This is a genomic window from Arsenicibacter sp. R0_47 (assembly GCF_057652235.1).
Window position 1 is genome coordinate 1 of the sequence record NZ_JBYFCJ010000112.1, and the last position, 554, is coordinate 554.

Below are 554 nucleotides of genomic sequence, written 5' to 3' on the forward strand. Positions count from 1 at the left end.
ACCGGCCAGAGTGGAAGCAGCAACCTGCTGACGGTGACGAGTGCCGGGACCTATTCGGTGGTAGTCACAGGGGCTAACGGCTGTACGGCCCTTACCTCGGCCACGGTGGTGAGCAGGTCGGCGGTGATTTCGGCCAGTCTGGTGGCCAGTGGGGCGATCAGCTGCAACACGCCATCGGTAACGCTGACGGCCAGTCCGTTAAGTCTGACCTATGCCTTCAGTAGCGGGGCAACGCAGCTCGGATCAACCAACCAGGCGACGGTAAGTGCAGCGGGTACCTACTCGGTGACGGTGAGCGACGCGGGCGGCTGTACGGCGGTAGCGCAGGTCACGGTGACGAGCAATACTACCGCCCCGACGAGTGCCACGCTGACGGCGAGCGGAGGCGGTACGCTGACCTGTGCCCAAACAGCGCTGACCCTGACGGCTTCGGCTATGGGGACAAGCCTTAGTTATGTATTTGGCGGACCAGGCGTGGTAGCCCAAAGCGGAAATTCGGCGACGGTGAATGCGGCAGGGGCTTATTCGGTGGTGATTACCGGCAGCAACGGCTG

At 63.0% G+C, this 554-nt stretch carries 1 pseudogene; it reads left to right on the forward strand.

Annotated elements, in window-relative coordinates:
* A pseudogene (locus AC23NW_RS36250) lies at positions 1-554 on the forward strand (hypothetical protein); the annotation flags it as partial.